The 22,578-nt window shown below is 58.5% G+C and carries 20 protein-coding genes; 17 read left to right on the forward strand and 3 right to left on the reverse strand.

Going from position 1 to position 22,578, the window contains the following annotated elements:
• Positions 1-53: 53 nt before the first annotated feature.
• Positions 54-761 (forward strand): arginyltransferase, encoded by a 708-nt coding sequence (locus tag F6R97_RS06015; RefSeq protein ID WP_008068329.1) that lies wholly within the window; start codon positions 54-56, stop codon positions 759-761.
• Between the two features lie 100 nt (positions 762-861).
• A complete protein-coding gene (gene infA, locus F6R97_RS06020) occupies positions 862-1,080 on the forward strand; it encodes a translation initiation factor IF-1 (protein ID WP_002553999.1) in 219 nt (72 codons plus the stop codon).
• A 259-nt stretch (positions 1,081-1,339) separates the two neighbouring features.
• Here the strand turns inward: infA and clpA are convergent, their stop codons facing one another.
• A complete protein-coding gene (clpA, locus tag F6R97_RS06025; RefSeq protein ID WP_038982525.1) occupies positions 1,340-3,610 on the reverse strand; it encodes an ATP-dependent Clp protease ATP-binding subunit ClpA in 2,271 nt (756 codons plus the stop codon).
• A gap of 30 nt (positions 3,611-3,640) precedes the next feature.
• Positions 3,641-4,024, reverse strand: coding sequence for an ATP-dependent Clp protease adapter ClpS (gene clpS / locus F6R97_RS06030; protein ID WP_038982524.1), 384 nt, complete (start codon positions 4,022-4,024; stop codon positions 3,641-3,643).
• Between the two features lie 224 nt (positions 4,025-4,248).
• Between clpS and F6R97_RS06035 the strand changes: the two genes are divergently transcribed.
• A complete protein-coding gene (locus F6R97_RS06035; RefSeq protein ID WP_038983666.1) occupies positions 4,249-4,530 on the forward strand; it encodes a cold shock domain-containing protein in 282 nt (93 codons plus the stop codon).
• A gap of 59 nt (positions 4,531-4,589) precedes the next feature.
• Here the strand turns inward: F6R97_RS06035 and icd are convergent, their stop codons facing one another.
• Entirely contained in the window at positions 4,590-5,846 is a 1,257-nt protein-coding gene (gene icd, locus F6R97_RS06040; protein ID WP_038982523.1) for an NADP-dependent isocitrate dehydrogenase, read from the reverse strand.
• A gap of 493 nt (positions 5,847-6,339) precedes the next feature.
• On the opposite strand from icd, the gene F6R97_RS06045 reads away from it, so the two are divergent.
• The 14 genes from F6R97_RS06045 to nuoF all read left to right on the forward strand — a co-directional run bounded on the left by F6R97_RS06045 (position 6,340) and on the right by nuoF (position 22,480).
• Complete coding sequence (locus F6R97_RS06045) at positions 6,340-8,565, forward strand: NADP-dependent isocitrate dehydrogenase (RefSeq protein WP_050682724.1); 2,226 nt, start codon at positions 6,340-6,342, stop codon at positions 8,563-8,565.
• Between the two features lie 210 nt (positions 8,566-8,775).
• The gene (locus tag F6R97_RS06050) at positions 8,776-9,222 is read left to right on the forward strand and encodes an NUDIX hydrolase (RefSeq protein WP_038982519.1); all 447 of its coding nucleotides are present in this window, start codon (positions 8,776-8,778) and stop codon (positions 9,220-9,222) included.
• A 59-nt stretch (positions 9,223-9,281) separates the two neighbouring features.
• Entirely contained in the window at positions 9,282-10,415 is a 1,134-nt protein-coding gene (gene mnmA / locus F6R97_RS06055; RefSeq protein ID WP_038982518.1) for a tRNA 2-thiouridine(34) synthase MnmA, read from the forward strand.
• Positions 10,412-11,035, forward strand: a complete 624-nt coding sequence (hflD, locus tag F6R97_RS06060) for a high frequency lysogenization protein HflD (RefSeq protein WP_038982517.1) — start codon at positions 10,412-10,414, stop codon at positions 11,033-11,035. Before mnmA ends, hflD begins: the two co-directional genes overlap by 4 nt.
• A 127-nt stretch (positions 11,036-11,162) precedes the next feature.
• Entirely contained in the window at positions 11,163-12,533 is a 1,371-nt protein-coding gene (purB, locus tag F6R97_RS06065) for an adenylosuccinate lyase (RefSeq protein ID WP_007905039.1), read from the forward strand.
• Positions 12,534-12,619: 86 nt separating this feature from the next.
• Positions 12,620-13,789 carry a cupin domain-containing protein gene (locus F6R97_RS06070; protein WP_315866239.1) on the forward strand — a complete coding sequence of 390 codons (1,170 nt, stop codon included), beginning with the start codon at positions 12,620-12,622 and terminating at the stop codon, positions 13,787-13,789.
• Complete coding sequence (locus F6R97_RS06075) at positions 13,782-14,207, forward strand: GNAT family N-acetyltransferase (protein ID WP_007905044.1); 426 nt, start codon at positions 13,782-13,784, stop codon at positions 14,205-14,207. Before F6R97_RS06070 ends, F6R97_RS06075 begins: the two co-directional genes overlap by 8 nt.
• Positions 14,208-14,431: 224 nt before the next feature.
• On the forward strand, positions 14,432-15,193 hold the full coding sequence (locus F6R97_RS06080; protein ID WP_315866240.1) for a secretin N-terminal domain-containing protein: 762 nt from the start codon (positions 14,432-14,434) through the stop codon (positions 15,191-15,193).
• Between the two features lie 510 nt (positions 15,194-15,703).
• Complete coding sequence (gene aceA / locus F6R97_RS06085; RefSeq protein ID WP_007905048.1) at positions 15,704-17,029, forward strand: isocitrate lyase; 1,326 nt, start codon at positions 15,704-15,706, stop codon at positions 17,027-17,029.
• 643 nt (positions 17,030-17,672) lie between these two features.
• Positions 17,673-18,086: an NADH-quinone oxidoreductase subunit A gene (locus tag F6R97_RS06090; protein ID WP_007905050.1), complete on the forward strand. Its 414-nt coding sequence runs from the start codon at positions 17,673-17,675 to the stop codon at positions 18,084-18,086.
• 10 nt (positions 18,087-18,096) lie between these two features.
• On the forward strand, positions 18,097-18,771 hold the full coding sequence (locus tag F6R97_RS06095; protein ID WP_050682721.1) for a NuoB/complex I 20 kDa subunit family protein: 675 nt from the start codon (positions 18,097-18,099) through the stop codon (positions 18,769-18,771).
• A 72-nt stretch (positions 18,772-18,843) separates the two neighbouring features.
• On the forward strand, positions 18,844-20,628 hold the full coding sequence (gene nuoC, locus F6R97_RS06100) for an NADH-quinone oxidoreductase subunit C/D (RefSeq protein ID WP_048396917.1): 1,785 nt from the start codon (positions 18,844-18,846) through the stop codon (positions 20,626-20,628).
• Between the two features lie 2 nt (positions 20,629-20,630).
• Positions 20,631-21,128 (forward strand): NADH-quinone oxidoreductase subunit NuoE, encoded by a 498-nt coding sequence (gene nuoE, locus F6R97_RS06105; protein WP_038982511.1) that lies wholly within the window; start codon positions 20,631-20,633, stop codon positions 21,126-21,128.
• Positions 21,125-22,480 carry an NADH-quinone oxidoreductase subunit NuoF gene (gene nuoF / locus F6R97_RS06110; protein ID WP_008014896.1) on the forward strand — a complete coding sequence of 452 codons (1,356 nt, stop codon included), beginning with the start codon at positions 21,125-21,127 and terminating at the stop codon, positions 22,478-22,480. The genes nuoE and nuoF overlap by 4 nt, the downstream gene beginning before the upstream one ends.
• The last annotated feature ends 98 nt before the right edge of the window (positions 22,481-22,578 follow it).

A 22,578-nucleotide genomic window follows, 5' to 3' on the forward strand; every position in this document is an offset into this window, starting at 1 on the left:
GGGAAACGAATTGAGAGCGCCCCCTAATCAAAAGCTTATCCCGAGGGTTGATCATGACCGAGTTGGCGCGTTTGAAGTTCTATGCCACTCAGCCCCACTCTTGCAGTTATCTGCCCGAGGAGCAGGCCACGACGCTGTTCCTCGACCCTAGTCAGCCCATGGATGTGCATGTCTACGCAGATCTGTCGGAAATGGGCTTTCGTCGTAGTGGCGATCATCTCTACCGGCCCCATTGCCAGCATTGCAATGCGTGCGTACCAGCGCGCATTCCTGTGGCGCAATTTACCCCCAACCGTCAGCAGAAACGCATTGTCAAACGCAATGCCGACTTACAGGTGCGTCCGGCCAGACCAAAGTTCAGCGAAGAGTATTTCGACCTTTATCAGCGCTACATCGAACAACGTCACGCCGATGGCGATATGTATCCGCCGAGCCGCGACCAGTTTTCGACCTTCCTGGTGCGTGACCTGCCTTTCTCCCGCTTCTACGAATTCCGTCTCGAAGGCCGACTGCTGGCAGTAGCCGTCACTGACTTGCTGCCCAACGGTTTGTCGGCGGTCTACACCTTCTACGAGCCCGGCGAGGAGCGTCGCAGCCTGGGGCGTTACGCGATTCTCTGGCAGATCGGCGAAGCCCGGCGCCTGGGGCTGGAAGCGGTCTATCTCGGCTACTGGATCAAAAACTGCAAAAAAATGAGCTACAAGACCCAATATCGCCCTATCGAACTGCTGATTAATCAGCGTTGGGTCATCCTGAGCTAGAACCCCTTGGCTTAAACCCCATTTTTCGGGCACAATGCACGCCGCTTTTGCCTGGCGCAGTTGCACCGGGCCATTCATTGGACACCGAGGGCTTTACTGCATGTCGAAAGAAGACAGCTTCGAAATGGAAGGCACTGTCGTCGACACCCTGCCCAACACCATGTTTCGTGTGGAGTTGGAAAATGGGCACGTCGTAACCGCGCATATTTCCGGCAAGATGCGCAAGAACTACATCCGTATTCTTACCGGCGACAAAGTGCGCGTCGAGCTGACGCCCTATGACTTGAGCAAAGGGCGCATCACCTACCGCGCTCGCTAATCAAGTCAATACAAAACGCCCGGCTATGCCGGGCGTTTTTGTTTGTGTGGAAATTAGCTGCCACATTTCGAACCGTTGCACAGATCCTGTGGGAGCGGGCTTGCCCGCGATAGCGGTGGGTCTGCTTGCCTGGATGCTGAATGTGCCGCCGCCTTCGCGGGCAAGCCCGCTCCCACAGGGTTTTGTGTTTATCGCTTGAAATCGACCAGACAGCAAAAAGGCGCCAATCGGCGCCTTTTTGCTTTGTTGCGGTTTAACGTCAGGCCATTTCAGCCGTGGTCTCGAACTCGAAGGTCAGCTCGCCGTCCTTGATGTCGATGTGTACCACACCGCCATGTTCGGCCAGTTCGCCAAAGAGAATCTCCTCCGCCAGCGGACGCTTGATCTTGTCCTGAATCAAACGCGCCATTGGACGAGCGCCCATTGCCGAGTCGTAGCCACCCGCCGCCAGCCAGCTGCGAGCAGCGTCGGTGACTTCCAGCAGCACACGCTTGTCTTCCAGCTGCGCCTGAAGTTCGGTAAGGAACTTGTCCACCACGCTTTTGATGACCTCATGGCTGAGGCGACCAAACTGGATAATGGTGTCCAGACGGTTACGGAATTCCGGCGTGAAGCTCTTCTTGATCACTTCCATCGCATCGGACGAGTGGTCCTGATAGGTGAAACCGATCGAAGCACGCGCTGCGGTCTCGGCACCGGCGTTGGTCGTCATGATGACGATCACGTTACGGAAGTCCGCCTTGCGCCCGTTGTTATCGGTCAGCGTACCGTGGTCCATGACCTGCAACAGCAGGTTGAAGACTTCCGGATGCGCCTTCTCGATTTCATCGAGCAGCAGCACGCAGTGAGGCTGTTTGGTGATGGCTTCGGTCAGCAGACCGCCCTGATCGAATCCGACATAGCCTGGAGGCGCACCGATCAGACGCGATACGGTGTGGCGCTCCATGTACTCGGACATGTCGAAGCGAACCAGTTCGACACCCAACGCCTTGGCCAGTTGCCGCGCGGCCTCGGTTTTACCAACACCGGTCGGCCCTGCGAACAGGAACGAACCGACAGGCTTGTCAGGTGACTTGAGGCCGGCACGGGACAGTTTGATCGCAGTCGACAGCGAGTCGATCGCCGCATCCTGGCCAAATACCGTGAGCTTCAGGTCACGCTCAAGGTTACGCAGCAGCTCTTTGTCGGAGCTGGTGACGTGTTTTGGCGGAATTCGCGCGATTTTCGCAACGATGTCCTCGACCTGAGGCACTTCGATACGTTTCACGCGCTTCTCGATCGGTTGCAGACGCTGATAGGCGCCCGCCTCGTCGATGACATCGATGGCCTTGTCCGGCATGTGCCGGTCATTGATGTAACGCGAGGCCAGTTCAGCAGCGGCGCGCAGGGCTTCATCGCTGTATTCGATGTTGTGGTGCGCTTCGAAACGCCCTTTCAGGCCACGCAGGATGCCAATGGTATCTTCCACTGAAGGTTCCGACACATCGACCTTCTGGAAGCGCCGGGCCAGAGCACGGTCCTTCTCGAAGATCCCACGGAATTCCTGGAACGTGGTCGAACCGATGCAGCGAATGTCGCCCGAAGACAGCAATGGCTTGAGCAGGTTCGAAGCATCCATGACGCCACCGGACGCAGCGCCCGCACCAATGATGGTGTGGATCTCGTCGATGAACAGGATCGCCTGCGGACGTTTTTTCAGCTCATTGAGCAGCGCCTTGAAGCGCTTCTCGAAATCGCCGCGGTATTTGGTCCCGGCCAGCAAAGCCCCCAGATCGAGGGAATACACCACGCTGTTGGCCAGCAGATCCGGCACCTGGTTGTCGACAATGCGTTTGGCCAGGCCTTCGGCAATCGCGGTTTTACCCACGCCCGCCTCGCCCACCAGCAGCGGATTGTTTTTGCGACGACGCGCGAGGATCTGCGCGACGCGCTCGACCTCCAGCTCACGGCCTACCAACGGATCGATACGACCCTGGCGCGCGAGTTCGTTGAGGTTGCTGGCATAAGCATCCAGAGGATTGCCTGAAGAAGAAGACTCACCGCCCTCGTCGTCCTGCATATCTTGTTCACCTTCAGAGTGATCGCCATGCCCCGGCACTTTGGAAATGCCATGGGCGATGTAGTTGACGACATCGATGCGCGCAACGCTCTGCTGTTTCAGCAGAAACACTGCCTGACTCTCTTGCTCACTGAAGATTGCGACCAGCACGTTAGCGCCAGTCACTTCGCGTTTGCCCGAGCTCTGTACGTGAAAGACAGCACGTTGCAGCACACGCTGGAAGCCCAGGGTTGGCTGGGTTTCACGATCCTCGTCATGAAGAGGGATCAATGGCGTGGTGGAGTCGATGAACTCCTGCAGATCATGCTTGAGTTTGTCGAGGTTTGCGCCGCAGGCACGCAAAACGGTGGCGGCAGCCTCATTATCCAATAGGGCCAGCAGAAGGTGCTCGACGGTCATGAATTCATGACGCTTCGAACGAGCCTCCTTGAAGGCAAGATTGAGGGTGACTTCGAGCTCGCGGTTTAACATAGCTTCACCTCATACCCAAGTGGTCGGCGATTAACCGTCCTTCTCGATTTCACAGAGTAGCGGATGCTGGCTTTCCCTGGCGTACTGGTTGACCTGCATGGCCTTGGTCTCGGCGATGTCGCGGGTAAACACTCCACATACTGCCCGTCCTTCTGTGTGGACGGCCAGCATGACCTTGGTCGCCAGCTCGCGATTCAGGTTAAAAAACACCTCGAGCACTTCGACGACGAAATCCATCGGTGTGTAGTCATCGTTGAACAAAACCACCTTGTACATCGGTGGCGCCTGTAAAGCAGGCTTAGCCTCCTGAACAGCAATGCCTGCGGAATCGTCGTCGTGTTCCTCCGGGTGATCTTTTTGGAGAGCCGGGCGATCCTGATTGAATGTTAGTCGAATCTGGCTGATTGCATGCATGGAAAGAAAGGTTCGTCAGTTGTGCGAATTCAGTGATGGGGGCGGTTATGAACGTTTTCAACTCCGACTGCCCGGTCACCTTGACTATCGGAAAATCGGTGTTACAACCAATAGAGCCCACAGTGGGTAAAAAAGGTCCGCGGAGTCAATCTATTTACAAGATTAGACTGCGGATTAACTGGATGATACTCCAGTGATGGAGTCTGTTGCAGAGGGATATGGGTATGGCTGTCGGTAAGGTGAAATGGTTCAACAATGCCAAGGGGTTCGGTTTCATTAACACCGACGCCAGAGAAGGTCGTGACGAGGATGGCAAGGAAATCGATTTCTTTGCCCACTATTCGGCCATTGAGATGGATGGATACAAAACCCTCAAGGCTGGGCAAAGCGTTAGCTTCGAGATCATTCAGGGCCCCAAAGGGCTGCATGCAGTGAAGATTGCGTCTGCCACCTCCCCGAACGAACAGAGCGCCCCTGCCATCCGGCAAGAAACAGTGTCGAGCTGACGCAGCTCTCATCCAGTCATAAAAAACCGCCCGAAGGCGGTTTTTTTGTACCGACGCGCTTACATATGTGAAATCAGCGCATCACCAAACCCTGAAGACGAAACCAGTTTGGCGCCTTCCATCAGGCGCTCGAAATCATAGGTCACGGTCTTGGCGGAAATCGCGCCGTTGGTGCCTTTGATGATCAGGTCGGCCGCTTCGGTCCAGCCCATGTGACGCAGCATCATCTCGGCGGACAGGATCAACGAACCCGGGTTGACCTGGTCCTTGCCGGCGTACTTCGGCGCAGTACCGTGGGTGGCTTCGAACATGGCCACGGTGTCGGACAGGTTGGCACCCGGTGCAATACCAATACCGCCCACTTCGGCCGCCAGGGCGTCGGAGAGGTAGTCGCCGTTCAGGTTCAGGGTCGCGATCACATCGTATTCCGCCGGGCGCAGCAGGATCTGCTGGAGCATGGCGTCGGCGATGGCATCCTTGACGATGACGTTCTTGCCGGTTTTCGGGTTCTTGAACTGCATCCACGGACCGCCGTCGAGCAGGGTCGCGCCGAATTCTTCAGCGGCCACTTCGTAGGCCCATTCCTTGAAGGCACCTTCGGTGAACTTCATGATGTTGCCTTTGTGCACGATGGTCAGCGAGTCGCGGTCGTTGTCGACCACATACTGCAGAGCCTTGCGCGCCAGACGCTTGGTGCCTTCCAGGGAAACCGGCTTGACGCCGATACCGCAGTTTTCGTCGAAACGGATCTTGGTGACGCCCATTTCTTCTTTAAGGAACTTGATGACCTTGGTCGCTTCCGGCGAACCGGCTTTCCATTCGATACCGGCATAAATATCTTCCGAGTTTTCGCGGAAGATAGTCATGTCGACATCACCTGGCTTCTTGACCGGACTCGGCACACCTTCGAACCAGCGCACCGGACGCAGGCACACATACAGGTCGAGCTGCTGGCGCAGGGCTACGTTCAGCGAACGGATGCCGCCACCGACCGGCGTGGTCAGAGGGCCCTTGATGGAAACCACGTAATCCTTGACCGCGTCCAGGGTTTCCTGAGGCAGCCAGGTGTCCTGATCGTAAACCTGAGTTGCTTTCTCCCCGGCGTAGACTTCCATCCAGGAAATTTTGCGCTCGCCGCCGTAAGCCTTCTTAACAGCAGCATCGACAACCTTGATCATGACCGGGCTGATATCAACGCCAATACCATCGCCTTCGATGAAGGGGATGATCGGGTTGTTAGGAACATTGAGAGAATGGTCCGCATTGACGGTGATTTTGTCGCCGACGGCTGGAACCTGAATCTTCTTGTATCCCATGCTGAACTCCATTGTTTGGATTGAACATCTGGCTGCGTTCGAGCGTACCCCAGTTAAATCGGCGCGCAAACCCTATGTTCCGCCCATCTGCCGCAAAGCTGCACAGTTCGCGACGTACAAGCCTGAAAGCAAAGGGAAAAGCGCCAAACTCAAGCACGGCGAACGACTCTACGCGCCGCACTCCCCTGCGACCTTTAGACCAATGGACGAAAAACGTTGCCTATGAACCATCGGCAGATTGCCAGCTACCTATGTATAATGCCGCCGCTGACCACAGAGTCACGACGGCCGACCGCTCTATCACAAGACGTTGGGCCCGAATAAGCCGGATTGTTATCGCAGTCCACCCGCTTGACGCTCGACTGATGCACCCAACATCACCGCGAAGAAACCTCGACATTCGGCTCATGGATGACTTTGAACGAACGCGCTTACCCGGCGCCCCTCGAGTTTCTGCGCACGCTTTAGCAAAGAAGAGAGAGTTAATCCGAATATGCCCACCCGCTCGAAGATCATCTATACCTTCACCGACGAAGCCCCAGCCCTCGCCACCTATTCACTGTTGCCTATCGTAGAGGCTTTCACCGCCTCGGCTGATATCGCCGTTGAAACCCGCGATATCTCTCTTGCAGGGCGCATTCTGGCCAGCTTCCCCGAGCAATTGGGTGACAAAGCCGTAGCCGACCACCTCGCCGAACTGGGCGACCTGGCCGTTACGCCTGAAGCCAACATCATCAAGTTGCCGAACATCAGCGCTTCGGTTCCGCAACTGCAGGCCGCGATCAAAGAGCTGCAAGCCCAGGGCTTCGCACTGCCGGACTACCCGGAAACCGTGACCAGCGATGCCGACAAGCTCGCCAAATCGCGTTACGACAAAATCAAGGGCAGCGCCGTGAACCCGGTTCTGCGCGAAGGCAACTCTGATCGTCGCGCACCACTGTCGGTCAAGAACTACGCGCGCAAGCACCCGCACAAAATGGGCGCATGGGCCAAAGACTCCAAGTCCCACGTGGCTCACATGAGCACCGGCGATTTCTACGGCAGCGAAAAAGCCGCCCTGATCGACGCCGCTGACGCCGTCAAAATCGAACTGATCGCTCAAGACGGCACCACCACCGTCCTGAAAGAAAAAACCACCGTGCAAGCCGGTGAGATCCTCGATTGCGCCGTTCTGAGCAAAAAAGCGCTGCGCAGCTTCATCGCGGCCGAGATCGAAGACGCCAAAGCCAAAGGCGTGCTGCTGTCGGTTCACCTGAAAGCCACCATGATGAAGGTCTCCGACCCGATCATGTTCGGCCAGATCGTTGCCGAGTTCTATAAAGACGCACTGGCCAAGCACGCTGACGTGCTGGCACAGATCGGCTTCAACCTGAACAACGGCATCGGCGATCTGTACGCTCGCATCAAGGCTTTGCCTGCCGAGCAACAAGCGCAGATCGAAGCGGACATCCAGGCGGTCTACGCCGTTCGTCCGTCGTTGGCCATGGTCAACTCCGACAAAGGCATCACCAACCTGCACGTGCCGAGCGACGTCATCGTCGACGCCTCGATGCCGGCGATGATCCGTGACTCCGGCAAGATGTGGGGCACTGACGGTCAGCTGCACGACACCAAGGCTGTGATCCCGGATCGCTGCTACGCCACCATCTACCAGGCGGTGATCGAAGACTGCAAGGCTAACGGTGCTTTCGATCCGACCACCATGGGCAGCGTGCCAAACGTTGGCCTGATGGCGAAAAAAGCCGAAGAGTACGGCTCCCACGACAAGACTTTCCAGATCAAGGCAAACGGCGTAGTTCGGGTTTCCGACGGCGCTGGCCGCACTCTGCTGGAACAGTCGGTTGAAGCCGGCGACATCTTCCGCATGTGCCAGACCAAAGACGCGCCGATCCAGGATTGGGTCAAACTGGCCGTTAACCGTGCCCGTGCAAGCGCAACTCCGGCCATTTTCTGGCTGGACCCAATGCGCGCCCACGATGGCGTAGTGATCGAGAAAGTTCAGGCCTACCTGAAGGATCACGATACTGCAGGCCTGGACATCCAGATCATGGCGCCAGTCGATGCGATGAAGTTCACCCTGCAGCGCACTCGCGAAGGCAAGGACACCATTTCGGTGACCGGCAACGTATTGCGCGACTACCTGACCGACCTGTTCCCGATCATGGAACTGGGCACCAGCGCCAAGATGCTGTCGATCGTTCCGCTGATGAACGGCGGCGGCCTGTTCGAAACCGGCGCCGGCGGTTCGGCACCGAAGCACGTTCAGCAACTGCTGGAAGAGAACTTCCTGCGCTGGGATTCCCTGGGCGAGTTCCTGGCCCTGGCTGCTTCCCTCGAGCACTTGGGTGTTACTTACAACAACCCTAAAGCGCTGGTGCTGGCCAAGACCCTGGATCAGGCCACTGGCCAGTTCCTGGACAACAACAAGTCGCCATCGCGCAAAGTCGGCAACATCGACAACCGCGGCAGCCACTTCTACCTGGCGCTGTACTGGGCTCAAGCCCTCGCCGCCCAGACCGAAGACACTGCACTGCAAGCGCAGTTCGGCGAACTGGCCAAAACCCTGACCGAGAACGAAGCGACCATCGTTGCCGAGCTCAACGCCGTTCAGGGCAAGCCAGTGGACATCGGCGGTTACTACCACGCCAATGCCGAGCTGATCAGCAAGGCCATGCGCCCGAGCAACACCTTCAACGCCGCGATCGCTGCGTTGGTTTAAGGTTGTAAGGATGCAAAGAAGCCCCGGCCCAGTGCCGGGGTTTCTGTTTCTGGTTTCTACATATCTATCTGCCGAAACAAAACCCTGTGGGAGCTGGCTTGCCTGCGATAGCGGTTTATCATTCAACATTGATGTCGACTGACCCACCGCCATCGCAGGCAAGCCAGCTCCCACAGGATCGGACTTCAACATTCAAAACGAGGAAGCTTCATGGATTGGCTACCCCACATCACCGTCGCCACCATCGTCGAAGACAATGGTCGCTTCCTGATGGTCGAAGAACTCAAGCACGGACAAACGGTGCTCAACCAACCCGCCGGTCATCTGGACCCGGACGAAACCCTGATCGAAGCCGCCGTGCGCGAAACCCTTGAGGAAACCGGCTGGGACGTCGAACCCACCGGCGTAGTGGGCATTTACCTCTACACCGCGCCAAGCAATGGCGTGACCTACCAACGGGTCTGTTTCACCGCAAAACCGCTCAAACACCACCCGGACTATCAGCTGGATGACGGCATCGTCGGCGCAAAATGGCTGACGCGTGACGAACTGCTGCAACAGCGCGCAAACTGGCGCAGTGAGCTGATCATCCGCTGTATCGATGATTATCTGGACGGCAAACACTTCGGTCTCGAACTGATCCGCCCTTCTCTTTAGCCTTGCGGGCTTCGGCCTGCTAGAATCGCGTCCTTTTTCAAGACACTCATTGAATCCCTATGCGTGATCCAGCCCCTTCTGACACAAAAAAGAAGCGCGTCATTGTCGGCATGTCCGGCGGCGTGGACTCTTCCGTTTCCGCTCTCCTGCTGATCGAGCAGGGTTATGAGGTGGAAGGCCTGTTCATGAAGAACTGGGAAGAAGACGATGGAACGGAATACTGCACCGCCATGGATGACTTGGCGGACGCTCAAGCCGTGTGCGACAAGATTGGCATCAAGCTGCACACCGCCAACTTCGCCGCCGAGTACTGGGACAACGTCTTCGAGCATTTCCTGGCCGAATACAAGGCCGGTCGCACGCCGAACCCGGACATCCTCTGCAACCGCGAAATCAAGTTCAAGGCGTTCCTCGACTACGCCATGATGCTCGGCGCCGACCTGATCGCCACCGGCCACTACGTGCGCCGCCGCGACATCGATGGTCGCACCGAATTGCTCAAGGGCCTGGATCCGAACAAGGACCAGAGCTACTTCCTGCACGCCGTCGGCGGCGAACAGATCGCCAAGACCCTGTTCCCGGTCGGCGAGCTGGAAAAACCCGAAGTGCGCGCGATTGCCGAGAAACACGACCTGGCCACCGCGAAGAAAAAGGATTCCACCGGGATCTGCTTTATCGGCGAACGCCGCTTCAGCGACTTCCTCAAGCAATACCTGCCGGCCCAGCCAGGCGAGATCAAGACCACCGAAGGCGAAGTCATCGGCCGTCACCACGGCTTGATGTACCACACCATCGGCCAGCGCCAAGGCCTGGGCATCGGCGGTTTGAAAGACGCCGGTGATGAGCCGTGGTACGTGCTGATCAAGGACCTGGAACACAACGAGCTGATCGTTGGCCAGGGCAATGATCACCCTTATCTGTTCTCCCGCGCCCTGCTCGCCTCGGACATCTATTGGGTCAACCCGATCGATTTGACCGAGCCGCGCAAGCTGACCGCCAAGGTTCGTTATCGCCAAAGCGATCAGCCCTGCACGCTGGAAAAAACCGCCACTGGCTACCGCGCGACCTTCGATGACCCGCAACGCGCGGTCACCCCAGGCCAATCCGTGGTGTTCTACGACGGTGAAATCTGCCTCGGCGGCGGCGTGATCGAAGTGGCCGAACCCTGGACCAGCAAGGGTCAGCGTTCATGAGCCCGACTCAGGAGCAATTGACAGCCCTGGGCGGTGTGTTTCTCGCCGCCGTGCTGGTCGACAAGATCGCCAAGACCGGCCAGACCAACGAAGCCGGCCTGACCTGCATGCTTGGCAGCCTGTTGATTCGCGACCCCAAGGACACACTGGAAGTCTATGGCGGTGACGACATCAACCTGCGCGAAGGCTACCGCGCGTTGATCGGCGCCCTGGAGCGCGACCCTAGCACCCTTCAGCGCGAACCGCTGCGCTATGCCCTGTCAATGCTGGGGCTGGAGCGTCAACTGGCCAAGCGCGAAGACATGCTGGAAGTGATCGGCAAGCGTCTGCCGCAGATCCAGTCTCAGGTCGAACACTTCGGCCCGGCTCATGAAAACGTAATCGCCGCCTGCGGTGCGCTGTATCAGGACACCCTGAGCACCCTGCGCCAACGGATTCAGGTGCATGGCGACATGCGCAACCTGCAGCAACCGAGCAATGCCTCGAAGATTCGCGCGCTGTTGCTGGCCGGGATCCGTTCGGCACGCCTGTGGCGGCAGTTGGGCGGTCATCGCTGGCAGTTGGTGATCAGCCGGCGCAAATTGCTTAAAGAGCTTTACCCGCTGATGCGCAGCAGCTGAACCGCGCCCGCAATACCGCTTTGTAGTCAGTAACGCGTAATACGCCGGTCAGTTGGCAACGGACCGGCGGATTTTTTCATGTATGATACGCGCCCCATTTCGTTGCCCGACTGTCCGAGAACACCCCATGCAGCTCTCTTCGCTCACTGCGGTTTCCCCTGTTGACGGCCGCTACGCCGGCAAAACCCAGGCCCTGCGCCCAATTTTCAGCGAATACGGTCTGATCCGTGCTCGCGTCCTGGTTGAAGTGCGCTGGCTCCAGCGCCTGGCCGCTCACCCTGCCATCAGCGAAGTGCCGGCGTTCTCCGCCGAAGCCAACGCGGTGTTGAACACCCTGGCGGAAAACTTCTCTCTGGAGCACGCCGAGCGTGTCAAAGAGATCGAGCGCACCACCAACCACGACGTCAAAGCCATTGAGTACCTGCTCAAAGAGCAAGCGGCCAAGCTGCCAGAACTGGCTGCCGTCAGCGAATTCATCCACTTTGCCTGCACCAGCGAGGACATCAACAACCTGTCCCACGCCCTGATGCTGCGCGAAGGCCGTGATGATGTGATGCTGCCGCTGATGCGCCAGACTGCCGAAGCCATTCGCGAACTGGCCATCCGTTTCGCTGACGTGCCGATGCTGTCGCGCACCCACGGTCAACCGGCCTCGCCGACCACCCTGGGCAAAGAGCTGGCGAACGTGGTTTACCGTCTGGAGCGTCAAATCGCTCAAGTCGCCGCCGTTCCGCTGCTGGGCAAGATCAACGGCGCTGTCGGCAACTACAACGCTCACCTGTCGGCCTACCCTGAGATCGACTGGGAAGCCAACGCCCGCGCCTTCATCGAAGACGAGCTGGGCCTGGGCTTCAACCCGTACACCACGCAGATCGAACCGCACGACTACATCGCCGAGCTGTTCGACGCGATCGCGCGCTTCAACACCATCCTGATCGACTTCGACCGCGACATCTGGGGCTACATCTCCCTGGGTTATTTCAAACAGCGCACCATCGCTGGTGAAATCGGTTCGTCGACCATGCCGCACAAGGTCAACCCGATCGACTTCGAAAACTCCGAAGGCAATCTGGGTATCGCCAACGCACTGTTCCAGCACCTGGCGAGCAAGCTGCCGATCTCCCGCTGGCAGCGCGACCTGACCGACTCCACCGTACTGCGCAACCTCGGTGTCGGCTTCGCCCACAGCGTGATCGCGTACGAAGCCAGCCTCAAAGGCATCAGCAAGCTGGAGCTCAATGCTCAGAAGATTGCTGCCGACCTGGACGCGTGCTGGGAAGTATTGGCCGAGCCAATCCAGACCGTGATGCGTCGCTACAACATCGAAAACCCGTACGAAAAGCTGAAAGAACTGACTCGTGGCAAGGGCATCAGCCCTGAAGCGCTGCAGACTTTCATCGACGGCCTGGACATGCCAGCCGCCGCCAAGGCTGAGCTGAAACTGCTCACCCCGGCAAACTACATCGGTAACGCTGTAGCGCAAGCCAAACGCATCTGATCGACCGCTCTACCCGTTTGAGACGCCCGGCAGCGCCGGGCGTTTTTATTCCCGTCTGAAAAGTGCTTTTTTTCAATAGGTTACACATGAATCCTGACATTCCTCTTCAACTTCTGGGCGGCATCACGGCGCGCGAATTCCTGCGCGACTACTGGCAGAAAAAACCCCTGCTGATCCGCCAGGCGATTCCTGATTTCGAAAGCCCGATCGACGCCGACGAACTGGCCGGCCTGGCACTGGAAGAAGAAGTCGAGTCGCGCCTGGTGATCGAGCACGGCGAGCGCCCTTGGGAATTGCGCCGCGGCCCGTTCGCCGAAGACGAATTCAGCAAACTGCCGGAACGCGACTGGACGCTGCTGGTGCAAGCGGTCGACCAATTCGTGCCGGAAGTCAGCGAACTGCTGGAAAACTTCCGCTTCCTGCCGAGCTGGCGCGTCGACGACGTGATGATCAGCTTTGCCGCCCCGGGTGGCAGCGTGGGTCCGCACTTCGATAACTACGACGTGTTCCTGCTGCAAGGCTACGGCAAGCGCAACTGGAAAATCGGCCAGATGTGCGATGCCGAGAGCAAGCTGCTGCCGCACGCGGACCTGCGCATCCTCGCCGACTTCGAGGCCACCGATGAGTGGGTCCTGGAACCCGGTGACATGCTCTACCTGCCGCCGCGCCTGGCCCATTGCGGCGTTGCGGTGGATGACTGCATGACCTACTCGGTCGGCTTCCGCGCCCCGAGCGCCTCTGAAGTGCTGACTCACTTCACCGACTTCCTCAGCCAGTTCCTGACCGATGAAGAGCGCTACACCGATGCCGACGCATTGCCGGCGGTCGATCCGCACCAGATTCAGCACGACGCCCTTGATCGCCTGAAAGCGTTGCTGGCCGAGCACATGAGCGATGAGCGCCTGCTGCTGACCTGGTTCGGCCAGTACATGACCGAGCCGCGCTACCCGGAGCTGGTCGTCGGCCCGGAAGAAGTCGAAGAAGAAGACTTCCTCGCCAGCCTTGAACAAGGCGCCGTGCTGATCCGCAACCCGAGCGCGCGCATGGCCTGGTCCGAAGTCGATGACGACCTGCTGCTGTTCGCCAGCGGCCAGAGCCGTTACCTGCCGGGCAAACTGCGCGAGCTGCTGAAACTGATCTGCGCCGCCGACGCCCTGCACACCGACAACCTCGGCGACTGGCTGAACGACGAAGACGGTCGCGGCCTGCTGTGCGAGCTGGTCAAGCAAGGCAGCCTGGGGTTTGCTGATGAATAAAATTCACGTACGTGTCGCAGACTGGCAAAAGGACAACGCCGAGATCCGGCGCATTCGTGAGACGGTATTCATCGCCGAGCAATCCGTTCCGCCTGAGCTGGAATGGGATGCTGATGACGCAACGGCAGTCCACTTTCTGGCCTTTGAAGGCGACTTTCCGATCGGCACCGCTCGACTGTTGCCAGATGGCCACATTGGCCGGGTGTCGGTACTGAAGGACTGGCGCGGCTTGAAAGTCGGCGATGCGCTGATGCAAGCGGTGATCGGCGAAGCCGAGGAACGCGGACTGAAGCAGCAGATGCTGAGCGCGCAAGTGCAGGCCACGGCGTTCTATGAGCGCTTGGGTTTCAGCATGGTCAGTGAGGAATTCCTGGAAGCAGGGATTCCGCATGTGGACATGGTGCGTCATTCGGCTTGAGACCGAGGTGCCTCCTTCGCGAGCAAGCCCGCTCCCACATTGGTTCTGTGTCGTTCACAGATCAAGTGTGGGAGCGGGCTTGCTCGCGAAGAGGCCATCAGGAACACCACAAAACGCCCCGCCATCCTCGATGCCGGGGCGTTTTGCTGTCTACGATTCAACTTGCCCCACCGCGGGCCGACAAACTGGCAATATCAAGACTTCAAAGGCCGGAGATAACGGATATGTCCCTACGCACCCTGCTCACCACGCTGCTGCTGACCTGCAATTTTTCGGTCATGGCCGCCACCGAGATCGTGCCCCTGAACTATCGCACCAGCGCCGACCTGCTGCCGGTGGCGCAGAATTTCATCGGCAAGGACGGTCAGGTCAGCGCCTATGGCAATCAGCTGATCGTCAACGCAGAACAGCGCAAGATCGACGAACTCAAGGCCTTGATCAGCCAACTCGACGTGGCCGCCAAGCGCTTGCTGATCACCGTCGACACCAACGAAAACAACTTCCAGGGCGATCAGGGTTACTCGGTGAACGGTGCCAAGCCGAGCCAGACTCGTATCATCAACCGCAGCACCGACAGCCGTGAAGGTGGTATCCAGCAGGTTCAGGCCAGCGAAGGCACACCGGCGCTGATCCAGGTCGGCCAGAGCGTGCCGCTGACCAGCACCCAGAGCGACAGCTATGGCGACCTGCGCAGCCAAACTGAATACCGCAACGTCACCCAAGGCTTCTACGTCACCGCGAGCGTCACCGGCGACATCGTTCATCTGGCAATCAGTACCAACCGTGACCGGATGAGCCAGGAACGTCCCGATGTAGTGAACGTGCAAAGTACCGACACAACTGTCAGCGGCCGACTGGGCGAGTGGATCACCCTGGCCGGCGTAAATCGCCAGACTCAGGCCGACAAACAGGGCCTGAACCGCAGCTACTCGACTCAGGGCCGGGATGACATGACTCTGCGAGTGAAAGTCGATACGTTGGACTAAAGCACCAAAAACTGACTGATTAGTCGTATTAGACCAAAGATGTAGTGCTTGAAAAAAAGCACTACAAAACGTTTGACGAGCCAAAAAAGCAAAGGCATGATGGCCTCGCTCCCGCTAATCAGAGGCCCTGGCAAGGGCTTTCGAGTCGCTGTTCGCACCTACCCCGCGAGCCGATTCGTGTCTGTACCGCCCACAAGGTGTGTTTGACGAGGTTGCCGACTGGAACGAAGTTGTCCCGAGGGACGGAAGCGTAATTAGGTAACCCGGCTCCACACTGAAGTTCGCACCAAGGCCCACGACGCCTGAATGCGCTCGCCAGTTCGCCCTTACCTGCTCACTTCCCCTCGAGCCCATCGTTCATCCCGTCGCCATCCCCGCCGAACCCGACTTGACCGCCTAAGCTTCTGGTCAGCGAGCAGCCTTTTACGCCCCTTTGAAATGCGTATTTGGCACGCAGGAATTGTCCACCCAGAACCACTTTCGATTAAAGACGCGACGAGGTTTATCCCCATGGCACTGACACGCGAACAGCAAATTGCAGCCCTCGAAAAAGATTGGGCTGAAAACCCGCGCTGGAAAGGCGTGACACGCAATTACTCCGCTGCTGACGTCGTCCGTCTGCGTGGCTCGGTTCAACCTGAGCACACCTTTGCAAAAATGGGCGCCGACAAGCTTTGGAACCTGGTAACCCAGGGTGCCAAGCCGTCCTTCCGTCCTGAGAAAGATTTCGTCAACTGCATGGGCGCCCTGACCGGCGGCCAGGCTGTGCAACAAGTCAAAGCCGGCATTCAGGCGATCTACCTGTCGGGCTGGCAAGTGGCTGCGGACAACAACTCCGCCGAATCGATGTACCCGGATCAGTCGCTGTACCCGGTGGATTCGGTTCCGACCGTGGTCAAGCGCATCAACAACTCGTTCCGTCGCGCTGACCAGATCCAGTGGAAAGCAGGCAAGAACCCGGGCGACGAAGGTTACATCGACTACTTCGCTCCGATCGTGGCTGACGCTGAAGCCGGTTTCGGTGGCGTTCTGAACGCCTACGAGCTGATGAAAAGCATGATCGAAGCAGGCGCCGCCGGCGTTCACTTCGAAGACCAACTGGCTTCCGTGAAAAAATGCGGCCACATGGGCGGCAAGGTACTGGTTCCGACCCAGGAAGCTGTGCAGAAGCTGACCGCTGCTCGTCTGGCAGCTGACGTTGCCGGTACACCGACCATCATCCTGGCCCGTACCGACGCTAACGCAGCCGACTTGCTGACGTCCGATTGCGACCCGTACGACCAGCCATTTGTGACTGGCGAACGTACCCAGGAAGGCTTCTACAAAGTGCGCGCCGGTCTCGACCAGGCCATCGCTCGTGGCCTGGCCTACGCACCGTTCGCCGACCTGATCTGGTGCGAAACCGCCAAGCCGGATCTGGACGAGGCTCGTCGCTTCGCTGAAGCGATCAAAAAGGAATACCCGGACCAACTGCTGTCGTACAACTGCTCGCCTTCCTTCAACTGGAAGAAAAACCTGGACGACGCGACCATCGCCAAGTTCCAGCGCGAACTGTCCGCCATGGGTTACAAGCACCAGTTCATCACCCTGGCCGGCATTCACAACATGTGGCACAGCATGTTCAACCTGGCGCACGACTACGCCCGCAACGACATGACTGCCTACGTGAAGCTGCAAGAGCAAGAGTTCGCTGACGCTGCCAAGGGTTACACCTTCGTGGCTCACCAGCAGGAAGTGGGCACCGGCTACTTCGACGACATGACCACCGTGATTCAAGGTGGCACGTCCTCGGTGACCGCGCTGACCGGTTCGACCGAAGAAGAACAGTTCCACTGATCTGCTTCGCTTAAGCAAACGGCCCTTGCGGACCGAATAAAAAGCTAACCGCAAAGCCGCTCATCTGACGCCCCGACTGGTTCGGGGCGTTTTTTTTGCCTGCGATTTTTCGGCCATCGCAATCCCCTGTAGGAGCTGCCGCAGGCTGCGATCTTTTGATCTTGCCTCTAAGCAACAAAGTCAAAAGATCGCAGCCTCGCTTCACTCGTCAGCTCCTACAGGGTCAGCGGCAGCTCGGGCAAAAACATTGATCCAGAGCAGTTTCACGGCCCGGAAAATCAGGTAAAACGACCGTGCTCGCTACTTGCAGTAACGCGCATATAAGACAACTTCCCAGCCACTCCCCCGTTAAACAGTTTGAAAATCGCGTCAAATAATATTGATTATCATTTAGCGGCAACTATGTTCGTTACATTCCCTACAAAACATATTTGACGAAACCCCCGCTAATGCCCGAGCGGCATGGGCTACAGGGCTTTGGAGGCACGCTATGTCCTTATTCTTGTAAATAATTTCGCTATCTGAATTTTACTTGCTCGGTGTTTAGCCATAAAATCACCGCGATTGATTGCTGCGACATATCGTCACTGCTTTGTTTCTTTTCAAGCTCAGAGACCTTTGCTCTCTGTTAAGGATTACCAGCATGCCCGAAGCGACCGGACTCATGGCCCACAACTGGGGCTTTGCCATTTTCCTTCTGGGTGTCGGCGGCCTTTGCGCCTTCATGCTCGGCGTATCCAGCCTCCTCGGGTCAAAAGCCTGGGGTCGCAGCAAAAACGAACCGTTCGAGTCCGGCATGCTACCTACCGGTGGCGCCCGCTTGCGGCTCTCAGCCAAATTCTATCTGGTCGCGATGCTCTTCGTGATCTTCGATATCGAAGCCCTTTTTCTCTTTGCCTGGTCTGTGTCCGTCCGCGAAAGCGGCTGGACCGGATTCGTCGAAGCTCTCGTTTTCATAGCAATTCTGTTGGCAGGCCTTGTCTACCTATTCCGAGTGGGCGCCCTTGACTGGGCTCCGGAAGCTCGTCGTAAGCGGCAAGCGAAGCTGAAACAATGAGGCTTTGGCAATGCAATACAATCTCACCAGGATCGACCCCGATGCTCCTAACGAGCAGTATCCGATTGGCCAACGGGAAACCGTTTCCGATCCGTTAGAAGATCAAGTCCACAAAAACATTTTCATGGGCAAGCTCGAAGACGTGCTCAACGGCACGATCAACTGGGGGCGCAAGAACTCCCTGTGGCCGTATAACTTCGGTCTTTCGTGCTGCTACGTGGAAATGACCACCGCCTTCACGGCGCCCCACGACATCGCGCGCTTTGGCGCCGAGGTCATCCGGGCATCGCCGCGTCAGGCGGATTTCATGGTTATCGCCGGTACCTGCTTCATCAAGATGGCGCCGATCATTCAGCGTCTCTACGAGCAAATGCTCGAGCCTAAATGGGTTATCTCCATGGGTTCGTGCGCCAACTCCGGTGGCATGTACGACATCTACTCCGTCGTTCAAGGGGTGGACAAGTTCCTGCCCGTGGACGTCTACGTGCCTGGCTGCCCGCCCCGCCCTGAAGCTTTTCTGCAAGGCTTGATGCTCTTGCAAGAGTCGATTGGACAGGAGCGTCGCCCACTTTCCTGGGTCGTCGGCGATCAAGGCGTGTACCGCGCCGAGATGCCTTCGCAAAAGGAACAGCGCCGCGAACAGCGAATCGCAGTCACCAACCTGCGCAGCCCCGACGAAGTCTGATCCAGATCTGTTCTTACAAAGAAACGAGAAACTGGCTTCATTCTTTACGTTGACCGAAAGCGATAAATAACCATGACTACAGGCAGTGCTCTGTACATCCCGCCTTATAAGGCAGACGACCAGGATGTGGTCGTCGAACTGAACAACCGTTTTGGCCCGGAGGCGTTCACCGCCCAGCCTACCCGCACCGGCATGCCGGTACTTTGGGTTGCCCGTGCCAAACTCGTCGAAGTCCTGACCTTCCTGCGCAACCTGCCCAAGCCGTACGTCATGCTCTATGACCTGCACGGCGTGGACGAGCGTCTGCGCACCAAGCGTCAAGGGCTGCCAAGCGGTGCCGACTTCACTGTGTTTTATCACTTGATGTCGATCGAGCGTAATAGTGACGTAATGATCAAGGTCGCCTTGTCCGAGAGCGACCTCAGCGTGCCGACCGTTACCGGTCTCTGGCCCAACGCCAACTGGTACGAGCGTGAAGTGTGGGACATGTACGGCATCAACTTTGCCGGTCACCCGCACCTGACCCGCATCATGATGCCGCCGACCTGGGAAGGTCACCCGCTGCGCAAGGACTTCCCCGCCCGTGCCACCGAGTTTGACCCGTTCAGCCTGACCCTGGCCAAGCAACAACTTGAGGAAGAAGCCGCGCGCTTCAAGCCTGAAGACTGGGGCATGAAGCGCTCCGGTGCGAACGAGGACTACATGTTCCTCAACCTCGGCCCTAACCACCCTTCGGCGCACGGTGCGTTCCGCATCATCCTGCAGCTGGACGGTGAAGAAATCGTCGACTGCGTGCCGGACGTCGGTTACCACCACCGTGGTGCCGAGAAGATGGCCGAGCGTCAGTCCTGGCACAGCTTCATTCCGTACACCGACCGTATCGACTACCTCGGCGGCGTGATGAACAACCTGCCGTACGTGCTCTCGGTCGAGAAACTGGCCGGCATCAAGGTGCCCGAGAAGGTCGACGTCATCCGCATCATGATGGCCGAGTTCTTCCGGATCACCAGCCACCTGCTGTTCCTGGGTACTTACATCCAGGACGTCGGCGCCATGACCCCGGTGTTCTTCACCTTCACCGACCGCCAGAAGGCGTACACGGTGATCGAAGCCATCACCGGTTTCCGTCTGCACCCGGCCTGGTACCGCATCGGTGGCGTCGCTCACGACCTGCCGCGCGGCTGGGAAAAACTGGTCAAGGATTTCGTCGAGTGGATGCCAAAGCGTCTGGACGAATACCAGAAAGCCGCACTGGACAACAGCATCCTGCGTGGCCGGACCATCGGCGTCGCCGCCTACAACACCAAAGAAGCCCTGGAATGGGGCGTCACCGGTGCCGGCCTGCGTTCGACCGGTTGCGATTTCGACCTGCGTAAAGCTCGCCCGTACTCCGGTTACGAGAACTTCGAATTCGAAGTGCCGCTGGCGGCCAATGGCGATGCCTACGACCGTTGCATCGTTCGCGTCGAAGAAATGCGCCAGAGCCTCAAGATCATCGAGCAGTGCATGCGCAACATGCCGGAAGGCCCGTACAAGGCGGATCACCCGCTGACCACGCCGCCGCCAAAAGAGCGCACGCTGCAACACATCGAGACCCTGATCACGCACTTCCTGCAAGTTTCGTGGGGCCCGGTCATGCCGGCCAACGAATCCTTCCAGATGATCGAAGCGACCAAGGGCATCAACAGTTATTACCTGACGAGCGATGGCGGCACCATGAGCTACCGCACCCGGATTCGTACTCCAAGCTTCCCGCACCTGCAGCAGATCCCTTCGGTGATCAAAGGCAGCATGGTCGCGGACTTGATCGCGTACCTGGGTAGTATCGATTTCGTTATGGCCGACGTGGACCGCTAAGCATGAACAGCCCGCTTATCCAGACAGACCGTTTCGCCCTGAGCGAAACCGAGCGCTCGGCCATCGAGCATGAGCTGCATCACTACGAAGACCCGCGCGCGGCGTCGATCGAAGCCCTGAAGATCGTCCAGAAGGAACGTGGCTGGGTGCCTGACGGCGCGCTCTACGCCATCGGCGAGATCCTCGGCATCCCGGCCAGCGACGTTGAAGGGGTGGCGACGTTCTATAGCCAGATCTTCCGTCAGCCGGTCGGCCGTCACATCATTCGCGTCTGCGACAGCATGGTCTGCTACATCGGCGGCCATGAATCGGTAGTCAGCGAAATCCAGAGCAATCTGGGCATCGGCCTGGGTCAGACCACCGCCGACGGTCGTTTTACCCTGCTGCCGGTCTGCTGCCTCGGCAACTGCGACAAGGCGCCGGCGTTGATGATCGACGACGACACATTCGGTGATGTGCAGCCTGCCGGCGTTGCCAAATTGCTCGAGGGCTACGTATGACCCTGACTTCCTTCGGTCCTGCCAACCGCATCAAGCGTTCGGCCGAGACTCACCCGCTGACCTGGCGTCTGCGTGACGACGGCGAAGCCGTATGGCTCGACGAGTACCAGGCCAAGAACGGTTACGCGGCTGCGCGCAAGGCCTTCGCCGACATGGCCCAGGACGACATCGTCCAGACCGTGAAAGACTCCGGCCTCAAGGGCCGCGGCGGTGCAGGCTTCCCCACGGGCGTGAAGTGGGGCCTGATGCCCAAGGACGAATCCATCAACATCCGCTACCTGCTGTGCAACGCGGATGAAATGGAGCCGAACACCTGGAAAGACCGCATGCTGATGGAGCAACTGCCCCATCTGCTGATCGAAGGCATGCTGATCAGTGCTCGCGCGCTGAAAACCTACCGTGGCTACATCTTCCTGCGTGGTGAATACACCACCGCCGCCAAGCACCTGAACCGTGCCGTGGAAGAAGCCAAGGCTGCTGGCCTGCTGGGCAAGAACATCCTGGGTTCGGGTTTTGATTTCGAGCTGTTCGTCCACACCGGTGCCGGGCGTTACATCTGCGGTGAAGAAACCGCACTGATCAACTCCCTCGAAGGTCGCCGCGCCAACCCGCGCTCCAAACCGCCCTTCCCTGCCGCAGTGGGCGTGTGGGGCAAGCCGACTTGCGTGAACAACGTTGAAACCCTGTGCAACGTACCGGCGATCATTGCCGACGGCGTGGACTGGTACAAATCGTTGGCCCGCGAAGGCAGTGAAGACATGGGCACCAAGCTCATGGGCTTCTCCGGCAAGGTCAAGAACCCGGGCCTGTGGGAATTGCCGTTCGGCGTCACCGGTCGCGAGTTGTTCGAAGACTACGCCGGCGGCATGCGCGACGGTTACAAGCTCAAGTGCTGGCAGCCAGGCGGCGCCGGTACCGGTTTCCTGTTGCCGGAACACCTGGACGCACAAATGTATGCCGGCGGCATCGCCAAAGTGGGCACCCGTATGGGTACCGGCCTGGCCATGGCGGTGGACGACAGCGTCAACATGGTGTCCTTGCTGCGCAACATGGAAGAGTTCTTCTCCCGCGAATCCTGCGGCTTCTGCACCCCGTGCCGTGACGGTTTGCCGTGGAGCGTCAAGCTGCTGCGCGCGATCGAGAACGGTGAAGGGCAAGCCGGCGATATCGAGACCCTGCTGGGTCTGGTCGGTTTCCTCGGCCCAGGCAAGACCTTCTGTGCTCACGCACCGGGCGCCGTGGAGCCGTTGGGCAGCGCAATCAAATACTTCCGCCATGAGTTCGAAGCCGGCATCGCGCCTACCAGCGCCGTCGTCCCGCCTCTGGCAAAGCCGATCGTAGTCGGCGCGTAAACGCTTAACAAAGGCGAAGGGTCCGTGCCCTTCGCTTTTCGTGTGATGACGCCTTTAACGGCTGTGTTGATTCATGCGGATAACAAGATTCCATTAGC

Source organism: Pseudomonas sp. JV414 (assembly GCF_032424305.1).
Taxonomy (GTDB): domain Bacteria; phylum Pseudomonadota; class Gammaproteobacteria; order Pseudomonadales; family Pseudomonadaceae; genus Aquipseudomonas; species Aquipseudomonas lini.

Excerpts from the sequence above, each read along its gene's own strand:
- F6R97_RS06015 (WP_008068329.1), top strand. The coding sequence starts at position 54 with ATGACCGAGTTGGCGCGTTTGAAGTTCTATGCCACTCAGCCCCACTCT.
- infA (WP_002553999.1), top strand. The coding sequence starts at position 862 with ATGTCGAAAGAAGACAGCTTCGAAATGGAAGGCACTGTCGTCGACACC.
- clpA (WP_038982525.1), bottom strand. The coding sequence starts at position 3,610 with ATGTTAAACCGCGAGCTCGAAGTCACCCTCAATCTTGCCTTCAAGGAG.
- clpS (WP_038982524.1), bottom strand. The coding sequence starts at position 4,024 with ATGCATGCAATCAGCCAGATTCGACTAACATTCAATCAGGATCGCCCG.
- F6R97_RS06035 (WP_038983666.1), top strand. The coding sequence starts at position 4,249 with ATGGCTGTCGGTAAGGTGAAATGGTTCAACAATGCCAAGGGGTTCGGT.
- icd (WP_038982523.1), bottom strand. The coding sequence starts at position 5,846 with ATGGGATACAAGAAGATTCAGGTTCCAGCCGTCGGCGACAAAATCACC.
- F6R97_RS06045 (WP_050682724.1), top strand. The coding sequence starts at position 6,340 with ATGCCCACCCGCTCGAAGATCATCTATACCTTCACCGACGAAGCCCCA.
- F6R97_RS06050 (WP_038982519.1), top strand. The coding sequence starts at position 8,776 with ATGGATTGGCTACCCCACATCACCGTCGCCACCATCGTCGAAGACAAT.
- mnmA (WP_038982518.1), top strand. The coding sequence starts at position 9,282 with ATGCGTGATCCAGCCCCTTCTGACACAAAAAAGAAGCGCGTCATTGTC.
- hflD (WP_038982517.1), top strand. The coding sequence starts at position 10,412 with ATGAGCCCGACTCAGGAGCAATTGACAGCCCTGGGCGGTGTGTTTCTC.
- purB (WP_007905039.1), top strand. The coding sequence starts at position 11,163 with ATGCAGCTCTCTTCGCTCACTGCGGTTTCCCCTGTTGACGGCCGCTAC.
- F6R97_RS06070 (WP_315866239.1), top strand. The coding sequence starts at position 12,620 with ATGAATCCTGACATTCCTCTTCAACTTCTGGGCGGCATCACGGCGCGC.
- F6R97_RS06075 (WP_007905044.1), top strand. The coding sequence starts at position 13,782 with ATGAATAAAATTCACGTACGTGTCGCAGACTGGCAAAAGGACAACGCC.
- F6R97_RS06080 (WP_315866240.1), top strand. The coding sequence starts at position 14,432 with ATGTCCCTACGCACCCTGCTCACCACGCTGCTGCTGACCTGCAATTTT.
- aceA (WP_007905048.1), top strand. The coding sequence starts at position 15,704 with ATGGCACTGACACGCGAACAGCAAATTGCAGCCCTCGAAAAAGATTGG.
- F6R97_RS06090 (WP_007905050.1), top strand. The coding sequence starts at position 17,673 with ATGCCCGAAGCGACCGGACTCATGGCCCACAACTGGGGCTTTGCCATT.
- F6R97_RS06095 (WP_050682721.1), top strand. The coding sequence starts at position 18,097 with ATGCAATACAATCTCACCAGGATCGACCCCGATGCTCCTAACGAGCAG.
- nuoC (WP_048396917.1), top strand. The coding sequence starts at position 18,844 with ATGACTACAGGCAGTGCTCTGTACATCCCGCCTTATAAGGCAGACGAC.
- nuoE (WP_038982511.1), top strand. The coding sequence starts at position 20,631 with ATGAACAGCCCGCTTATCCAGACAGACCGTTTCGCCCTGAGCGAAACC.
- nuoF (WP_008014896.1), top strand. The coding sequence starts at position 21,125 with ATGACCCTGACTTCCTTCGGTCCTGCCAACCGCATCAAGCGTTCGGCC.